We start from the raw sequence: 8410 nt of genomic DNA on the forward strand, positions 1-8410 counted from the left end.
CGGGTGTCCGGGCGGCGGGCGACGCGGCGGTCGCGGCGGCGCTCGCGGCGCTCCACCGAGGCCTGGCGCAGCTTCTCGTACCAGGCCGGGGTGGTGGCCGGGTCGAAGATCCGGGCGATCACGATGTCCGTGGAGGAGTGCGCCAGGATCGACAGCACGATGGTCAGCGCGACCAGGTGGAAGATCTCGTCCCCGGCGGGGATGCCGGCCTGGAGCACCAGCAGGCCGTAGACCACCGAGGCGAAGCCCTTCGGACCGAACCACATCGCGGCGAACTGCTCGGTACGGCTCAGCCGGGAGCCGAGGAACGAGACGGCCAGTGCCGCCGGGCGGGCCACCACGATCGCGAGCACCGCGAAGACCCAGCCCGCCCAGGAGATCTCGTCCAGGAACCCGATCGAGATCAGCGCGCCGAACACCAGCAGCGCGGCGAGCTTGAACAGCTCGGCGATCAGCTCACCGAAGTGCGCGAAGCTCTCCCGTTGCCGCTCGCCGAAGGTGGCCACGGTGACCCCGGCGGCGAACGCCGCGAGGAAGAGGTTGGCGTGGGTGACCTGTCCCAGGGCCAGCACCAGCAGGCCGATCGCCACCCCGTTCAGCGGCTCGTACTGCGTGGAGGCGGAGAAGTAGCGGCTGCGTTCCAGGCGCAGCGCCAGCCACGGCACCGCCACCCCGATGACCAGACCGAGCAGCAGCTCCAGACCCAGCTCGTCCAGGTGCAGGTCTTCCGAGCCGGACGCGACCGCCAGGAACAGGATGACGAAGGGCAGCGCCAGGCCGTCGTTGATCCCGGACTCCACGTTGAGCAGGTGCCGCAGCCGTCCCGGCACCCGCTCGTTGCCGACCAGCGCCGCGGCGAAGACCGGGTCGGTGGGGGCGAGGACCGCACCGAGCAGCAGCGACTCCGGCCAGTCCAGCCCCACGACGTAGTGCGCCAGCAGCGCGGTGATCAGCAACGTCAGCGGCAGTCCCCACCCGAGCGCCCGGCCGGGCAGCCGCCACGCCGACCGCAGGTCCGCCCAGCCCACGCGCATGCCGTCGGTGAAGAGCACGGTGAACAGCGCCAGCTCGGCCAGGGTCGCCACGATCGGCGAGTCGGCGGTGATGTCCAGCAAGCCGGTGGTCTCCGGGCCCAGCACGAAGCCGGCGACCAGGAAGAGCACCGCGGTGGAGAGGATCGTCCGGTGGGCCAGGCTGGAGAGCAGCACGGCCAGCAGCAGCACGGCGGCGAACGCGAAGAGCAGCACCGGAACTCCCGGGATCAGGGGTCGACGAAGTCACTGCCGACCAGACTTCCCGGCGCACCGACCTGATCTTAGGGTTTTCCGTCGGCCCGTGTCGCGTCCGCAGGGCGGGACGCGGTGGGCACCGCTCGGGGGCGGCCACCGGGCGTGACAGACTGACCGCTGTGTTGCGCTGGCTGACTGCAGGTGAATCGCACGGTCCCGCCCTCGTCGCGCTGCTGGAGGGCGTACCCGCCGGGGTCGAGGTGACCACCGGCGAGATCGCCGGCGAGCTCGCCCGCCGCCGGCTCGGCTACGGCCGGGGCGCCCGGATGGCGTTCGAACAGGACGAGGTCGAGATCATCGGCGGGCTCCGGCACGGCGTCACCATCGGCAGCCCGGTCGCCATCCGGGTGGGCAACTCCGAGTGGCCCAAGTGGCAGACCGTGATGGCCGCCGACCCGGTCGACGCCGACGAGCTGGCCGGGCAGGCCCGCAACGCGCCGCTGACCCGCCCCCGCCCGGGCCACGCCGACCTGGCCGGCATGCAGAAGTACGGCCACACCGACGCCCGCCCGATCCTGGAGCGGGCCAGCGCCCGGGAGACCGCCGCCCGGGTCGCCGTCGGCACCGTCGCCAAGGCCCTGGTGAAGCAGGCCCTCGGCATCGAGATCGTCTCCCACGTCGTCGAGCTGGGGCCGGTCGCCGCGAAGCCCGGCCTGCGCCCGACCCCGCAGGACGCCGACCGCATCGACGCCGACCCGCTGCGCTGCCTCGACCCGGAGGCCAGCGCGCGGATGGTCGCCGAGGTCGACGCCGCGAAGAAGGCGGCCGACACCCTCGGCGGCGTGGTCGAGGTGCTGGCGTACGGGGTGCCGCCGGGCCTGGGCAGCCACGTGCAGTGGGACCGCAAGCTGGACGCCCGGCTCGCCACCGCGCTGATGTCGATCCAGGCGATCAAGGGCGTGGAGATCGGCGACGGCTGGCAGCAGGCGCGCTCCCGCGGCTCCGAGGCGCACGACGAGATCATGCCCACCGCCACCGGCGTCCGCCGGGTCACCGACCGGGCCGGTGGCCTGGAGGGTGGCATCACCACCGGTGAGCCGCTGCGGGTGAAGGCCGCGATGAAGCCCATCTCGTCGCTGAACCGGGCCCTGGCCACGGTGGACGTGACCACCGGCGAGCCGGCCACCGCGATCAACCAGCGCTCCGACGTCTGCGCAGTCCCCGCCGCCGCGGTCGTCGCCGAGGCGATGGTGGCGCTGGTGCTGGCCGAGGCGGCCACCGAGAAGTTCGGCGGCGACTCGGTCGCCGAGATCCGCCGCAACCTGGCCGGCTACCTCGACGCGATGGTGATCCGGTGAGCGGTGCCGAGGGTGGCCCGGTGACCGGGTCCACCCGACCGGTCTGCGTGCTGGTGGGATCCCCCGGCTCGGGCAAGACGACGGTGGGTCGGGCGCTCGCCGAGGCGCTCGGGGTCGAGTTCCGCGACACCGACGCCGACATCGAGCAGCTCGCCGGCAAGCCGATCTCGGAGATCTTCATCGACGAGGGCGAGGCGCACTTCCGTACCCTCGAACGGGCGGCGGTGGCGGCGGCGCTGGCCTCCTGCTCCGGGGTGCTCGCCCTCGGCGGCGGCGCGATCCTCGCCGAGGAGAACCGCGCCGCCCTGGTCGGGCACCCGGTGGTGCACCTCTCCGTCGAGCTGACCGACGCGGTCAAGCGGGTCGGGCTCGGAGCGGGCCGGCCCCTGCTGGCGCTCAACCCCCGCGCGACGCTGAAGCACCTGATGGACCAGCGCCGCCCGCTCTACGCCGAGGTGGCCACCGCGACGGTGACCACCGACGGACGGGCCCCCGCGGAGATCGCGGCCGAGATCGCGGCGCTGCTCACGCGCTGATCGGCCGGCCGCCGCCCGCGGTGGCGGGGCGGCGTCCGGCCGGCACGCGCGGACCGGCCGGCAGCCGCTCAGCTCCTTGCGATGCTGTCGAGCACCTCGGCCAGGCCCTTCGGCTCGCTGAGCATCGGCCAGTGCCCGGTGGGCAGCGCGTGCAGTTGGCCGCCGGCCAGCCCGGCGAAGAACGGGTGCCCCTGGGCGATCATGTCCTCCACCACCTTCAGCGGGAAGGTGCTGGCCACCAGGGCGGTCGGCACCGGCCGAGCACCGGTGCGGCGCACCGGGTCGGTGGCGGCGCGCAGCGGGTGCGGGGTGGACCGGCGCCGCAGCAGCGCGAGGGTGGCATCGTCCAGGCCGGCCAGGTTCTGCGGATCCTCGGCCGGGTTCCACGCGGGCGGGGGCAGCAGGTGCCCGTCGCCGATCACGCCGCGCAGCCGCTCCTGCTCCTCCGGCGGGTGGCTGTCGAACTGCGACATCCCGTCCGGCATCGGCCCGCTCTCCACGTAGACCGTCCGCGCGATCCGGTCGGGGATCCGGTCCGCCGCCTGGGTCACCGGCAGCCCGCCCCCGGAGTGCCCCACCAGCACCACGTCGTGCAGTTCCTCCATCTCGATCAGCCGGACGATGTCGAGGGTGTGCGTCTCCAGGCTCACCTCCGGCCCGGCCAGGTGCGCCCGCTCGGCCACCCCGGTCAGCGTCACCGGGTGGACCTCGTGACCCTGCCCGCGCAGCCTCGCGGTCACCTCCCGCCACGCCCAACCACCCAGCCATAACCCCGGTACCAGCACGAACGTCGCCATCTGCGATCTCCTCCGCTCTCGGTCGTCGGGTTCACCGTACGATCGAATCCGGACAGCTTCCGCCCGCTTTGAAGGAGTGCGCTGTGTCACATCCGGCCGCGCGGGTGCTCGGCATGCTGGAGCTGCTCCAGAGCCACCACCGGCTCACCGGCGCGGAGCTGGCCCGCCGGCTCGCCGTCGACGAGCGCACCGTGCGGCGCTACGCCGCCACCCTGGTCGAACTGGGCATCCCGGTGACCGCCGACCGGGGCCGCTACGGCGGCTACCGGCTGCGCCCCGGCTACAAGCTCCCGCCGCTGATGCTCACCGACGACGAGGCGGTGGCGGTGCTGCTCGGTCTCGTCGCCGCCGAGCGGCTCGGGCTCGGCACCGAGGAGCCGGCCACCGCGACCGCGCTGGCGAAGATCAGCCGGGTGCTCCCGCCCGTGCTGGGCGAACGGCTCGCCGCCGTGCAGGAGCACCTCGGGTTCACCCTGCGCCGCTCCGAGCCGGACGCCCGGCCGGCGACCGGAACCCTGCTCACCCTGGCCGCGGCGGCCCGGCAGCGGCGGCGGGTACGGCTGGACTACCGCTCCTTCTCGGGCGCGGCGTCGCACCGCCGGCTCGACCCGTACGGGCTGGTCTTCCACGCCGGCCGGTGGTACGTCACCGGCCACGACCACCTGCGCGGGGAGGTGCGCACGTTCCGGCTGGACCGGATCGGCGAGGTGGCGACGGAGCAGGAGGGCTTCACCGTGCCCGACGGCTTCGACCCGGTGGCCCAGGTGACCCGATCCCTGGCCGGTGTGCCGTACGCCCACGACGTCGAGGTGCTGCTGGAGACCGACCTCGTCACCGCCCGACGCCGCGTCCCGCCCAGCGTGGCCGAGCTGACCGCGACCGGCGACGGGGTGCTGCTGCGGTCCCGCGCGGAGAGCCTGGACGGCATGGCCCAGCTGCTCGGCGGGCTGGGCTGGCCGTTCACCGTGCGCCGTCCCGACGCTCTGCGCGACGCCGTCCGCGCCCACGCGACCCGGCTGGCCGGTTGGGCCGAGCGGGGAGCCGACTGAACCGTCCTCCCCCGCCGCCGCCCCGGTGGCCGTCGTCCCCCGCCCGCCCACGCCAGCCGTCGTCGGGACGCGGGTGGTCGGGTCAGGCGGGGGCGGGCGTCGCCGCGCGGCGGGGCGCCGGACGCCAGGTCACCAGCAGGGCCAGGGCGAGCAGGATCTCGGCCAGGTCGCCGCCGTAGTACATCAGCGTCGCCGCCGCCCGCAGCTGCTCCGGCGGGGCGGCGACGTCGACCAGCCCCGCGTACAGCAGTTGGGCCAGGGTGGCGTGCGCGGCCACCGACGCCCCCAGCACGACCAGCCGGACGGGGACCCCGGGGCGGTGCGGTCCCGGGTCGGGGCCGGCGATCGCCCAGGTGAAGAGGTAGCCGCTGACCAGGAAGTGCAGCAGCACCAGCGTGTGCAGCGCCGGGTGGGTCAGGGTGGCCCGGTGCAGCGGGGTCAGGTGCAGCAGCCAGAGGCCGCCGGCGGTGAGCAGCAGACCGGTGACCGGATGGGCGAGGACCCGCGGCGCCGGGTGGCGCAGCACCCGCACGGCGGCCCGTCCGGCGCGCCGGCTCACCGTGCGCAGCGCCAGCGTGCCGGGCGCGCCGAGCACCAGCCCGAGCGGGGCCACCATGCCGACCAGCAGGTGCTGCCACATGTGCCCGACCAGGTCGTGGCCGGGCAGCACCGCGGCGACGGCGAGCAGCGCCGCGCCCGCGCCGAAGCTCGCCGTACGCCAGTGGCTCCAGCCGCCCCGGCCCGGGTCCCGCTGGCGCAGCGCGGCGGCCAGGTAGACCCAGAAGGCGAACAGCGGTACGAGCAGCAGCGGGCCGACGGTGGTCGCGTGGTGCCCGGTCATCGCCGGTCGGCGGCGCAGACGTCCACCACCGTGGCGCGCCGCTGCACCGCCCAGCCCACGCCGACCAGCGCGGCGCCCAACAGCAGGAAGCCGACGTCCCAGGCGGTCTGGTGCGGGCCGCCGTGGACGTGGTGGATGCCGAGCAGGTGGTGGTCGACCACCCCCTCGACGAGGTTGAACAGCCCCCAACCGACGAGTGCCCAGCCCCACAGCGCCCGGGAGCGCCAGAGCCGGCCCCGGGAACGGGTGACCCGGGCGTGGAGCAGGGCCAGCCCGGTGAGCACCGCGACCCAGGTGACCACGTGGAAGAGCCCGTCCCAGAGGGTGTTCATCTGCAGGCCGGAGACGGTGTCCACCGGGTAGGGCCGGATCCCGACGTTGTCGGTGTCGGTGCTGCTGAGCAGGTGATGCCACTGCAGCACCTGGTGCAGGACGATGCCGTCGACGAATCCGCCCAGCCCGACACCGAGGATGGTGGCGGGCAGCCGGATGTCGGCGCCGTCGATGGTCGTGGTGGCCATGGGGGAACCTCCGCCGTCGTGGGCCGGGCCTCCTCCGCCGTGCCCCCGGCCTCCCCGGCTAAACGTCGCCGCCGCCGTCGCCGTCACGCCGACGCCACCAGATGGACAGCGGCCGCCCGGCGAACCCTTCTGCACTAGGCTGCCCCTCGATGGACGAGGTGACCCGGATTCCGGTCGGCGGCGAGCGGCCGTACGACGTGCTGGTGGGCCGTGACCTGCTCGACGCGCTGCCCGGGCTGCTGCCCGACGCGACCCGGGTGGCGGTGCTGCACGCCCCGCCGCTCAAGGGGCTGGCCGACGCGCTGGGCGAGCGGCTGCGCGCGCGGGGTGTCGCCCCGCTGCCGATCGAGGTGCCCGACGCCGAGGCCGGCAAGCACATCGACGTGGCGGCGGCCTGCTGGGACCGGCTGGGCGAGGCCGGGTTCACGCGTACCGACGCGGTGGTGGGGGTCGGCGGCGGCGCGGTGACCGACCTGGCCGGCTTCGTCGCGGCCTGCTGGCTGCGCGGGGTGCGCTGGGTGCCGGTGGCGACCTCGCTGCTGGGCATGGTCGACGCCGCGGTGGGCGGCAAGACCGGGATCAACACCGCCGCTGGCAAGAACCTGGTGGGCGCCTTCCACCCGCCGGTTGGGGTCCTCGCCGACCTGGCCACCCTGGACAGCCTGCCCCCGGTCGACCTCGCCGCCGGCCTGGCCGAGGTGGTCAAGTGCGGGTTCATCGCCGACCCGGTCATCCTCGACCTCGTCGAGCGGGATCCGGCGGCGGCCACCGACCCGACCGGGCCGGTGGCCCGCGAGCTGATCGAGCGGGCGATCCGGGTCAAGGCCGACGTGGTCTCCGGCGACCTGCGCGAGTCCGGCCTGCGCGAGGTGCTCAACTACGGTCACACGCTCGCGCACGCGATCGAGAAGGTGGAGGGCTACCGCTGGCGGCACGGCCACGCGGTCGCGGTCGGCGTGGTCTACGCCGGCGCGCTGGCCCGGCTCGCCGGGCGGCTGGACGCCGCCACGGCGCAGCGGCACCGGACCGCGATGGCGGCGCTCGGGCTGCCGACCGGCTACGCCCCGGACGCCTGGCCGCAACTGCTGGCCGCGATGCGGGTGGACAAGAAGGCCCGGGGCAGCCGGCTGCGCTTCGTCGTGCTCGACGGGCTGGCCCGGCCGGCGATCCTGGAGGGCCCGGACGACGAACTGCTGCACGCCGCCTACCGCGAGATCGCCGCATGAGGGTGTACGTGTTGAACGGGCCCAACCTGGGCCGGCTGGGCACCCGCCAGGTCGACGTGTACGGGACGACCAGCTACGCCGACCTCGTGGCGCTCTGCGAGGCGACGGGCCGCGAACTGGGCCTGGACGTGACGGTCCGGCAGACCGACGCCGAGCACGAGCTGCTCGGCTGGCTGCACGCCGCCGCCGACGAGGGCGCCGCCGTGGTGCTCAACCCGGCCGCCTGGTCGCACTACTCGATCGCGGTACGGGACGCCTGCGCCCTGCTGCGCGGCCCGCTGGTCGAGGTGCACATCTCCAACATCCACGCCCGGGAGGAGTTCCGGCACCATTCGGTGGTCTCCGCCGTGGCGACCGGCGTGATCTGCGGGCTCGGCGTCGACGGCTACCGCCTCGCCCTGCACCACCTGGCCGCGCCGAACCGTTGAGGTGCCTGCCGGCGTGCCGGCTCCGGCCCGCCTGTCGCTCTGAGTGACCTCGCCGGCGCGATAACCTTCGGTGACCGTTCGTCGCTCACAAGCCCCCGACCTACGCGCCCTTTGCTCTGCACCCCAATCCGCACCACGTCCCTGAGCTGCTGATTCCTTCAGCCACCCGAAGCTCTGCGGCCTGCGGATTGTCGCTCACGGTCACCGGTGCGGCCTTGGGTGCAGAGCAAAGGGCGTGGTGGCGGTCTGGTGGCTGGCGGGTGGCCGCTTCGGAGAGTGAGCGGTGGTGGAACCGGCACGCCTGGGCCGCCCGCTACGCCTCCGGGCGCGGGCGGGTCCGCGGGCGCGGGCGGCGCTGGGCGAGTTGGTGCGGCTCGGCGTGGTGGTGTCCGCGTCTGCCGGCCGGCCCGGTCCGGTCTGCGGCC

General features: G+C 74.7%; 9 protein-coding genes. 5 read left to right on the top strand and 4 right to left on the bottom strand.

Going from position 1 to position 8410, the window contains the following annotated elements:
- Positions 1-1247: cation:proton antiporter domain-containing protein (locus NCC78_RS23155; protein ID WP_250797023.1), on the bottom strand; the 1247-nt coding region annotated here is incomplete at its 3' end.
- A 161-nt stretch (positions 1248-1408) separates the two neighbouring features.
- On the opposite strand from NCC78_RS23155, the gene aroC reads away from it, so the two are divergent.
- Together aroC and NCC78_RS23165 are read left to right on the top strand one after the other, a co-directional pair.
- Positions 1409-2587: a chorismate synthase gene (gene aroC / locus NCC78_RS23160; RefSeq protein WP_250797024.1), complete on the top strand. Its 1179-nt coding sequence runs from the start codon at positions 1409-1411 to the stop codon at positions 2585-2587.
- A 20-nt stretch (positions 2588-2607) separates the two neighbouring features.
- Entirely contained in the window at positions 2608-3123 is a 516-nt protein-coding gene (locus tag NCC78_RS23165; RefSeq protein WP_250797033.1) for a shikimate kinase, read from the top strand.
- 68 nt (positions 3124-3191) lie between these two features.
- On the opposite strand, the gene NCC78_RS23170 is transcribed toward NCC78_RS23165, so the two are convergent.
- On the bottom strand, positions 3192-3920 hold the full coding sequence (locus NCC78_RS23170) for an alpha/beta fold hydrolase (protein WP_250797026.1): 729 nt from the start codon (positions 3918-3920) through the stop codon (positions 3192-3194).
- A gap of 83 nt (positions 3921-4003) precedes the next feature.
- Here NCC78_RS23170 and NCC78_RS23175 point away from each other — a divergent pair, with 83 nt between their 5' ends.
- Positions 4004-4969 carry a helix-turn-helix transcriptional regulator gene (locus NCC78_RS23175; protein WP_250797027.1) on the top strand — a complete coding sequence of 322 codons (966 nt, stop codon included), beginning with the start codon at positions 4004-4006 and terminating at the stop codon, positions 4967-4969.
- A gap of 82 nt (positions 4970-5051) precedes the next feature.
- Here the strand turns inward: NCC78_RS23175 and NCC78_RS23180 are convergent, their stop codons facing one another.
- Both NCC78_RS23180 and NCC78_RS23185 read right to left on the bottom strand, forming a co-directional pair.
- Positions 5052-5810 (bottom strand): cytochrome c oxidase assembly protein, encoded by a 759-nt coding sequence (locus NCC78_RS23180; protein WP_250797028.1) that lies wholly within the window; start codon positions 5808-5810, stop codon positions 5052-5054.
- Positions 5807-6331, bottom strand: a complete 525-nt coding sequence (locus NCC78_RS23185) for a DUF2243 domain-containing protein (protein ID WP_250797029.1) — start codon at positions 6329-6331, stop codon at positions 5807-5809. Before NCC78_RS23185 ends, NCC78_RS23180 begins: the two co-directional genes overlap by 4 nt.
- A gap of 149 nt (positions 6332-6480) precedes the next feature.
- Between NCC78_RS23185 and aroB the strand changes: the two genes are divergently transcribed.
- Together aroB and aroQ are read left to right on the top strand one after the other, a co-directional pair.
- A complete protein-coding gene (gene aroB, locus NCC78_RS23190) occupies positions 6481-7557 on the top strand; it encodes a 3-dehydroquinate synthase (RefSeq protein WP_250797030.1) in 1077 nt (358 codons plus the stop codon).
- Positions 7554-7985 carry a type II 3-dehydroquinate dehydratase gene (gene aroQ, locus NCC78_RS23195; RefSeq protein ID WP_250797031.1) on the top strand — a complete coding sequence of 144 codons (432 nt, stop codon included), beginning with the start codon at positions 7554-7556 and terminating at the stop codon, positions 7983-7985. The genes aroB and aroQ overlap by 4 nt, the downstream gene beginning before the upstream one ends.
- Positions 7986-8410 lie beyond the last annotated feature (425 nt).

Origin of the sequence: Micromonospora phytophila (genome assembly GCF_023656545.1) — a bacterium.
Lineage (GTDB): Bacteria > Actinomycetota > Actinomycetes > Mycobacteriales > Micromonosporaceae > Micromonospora > Micromonospora phytophila.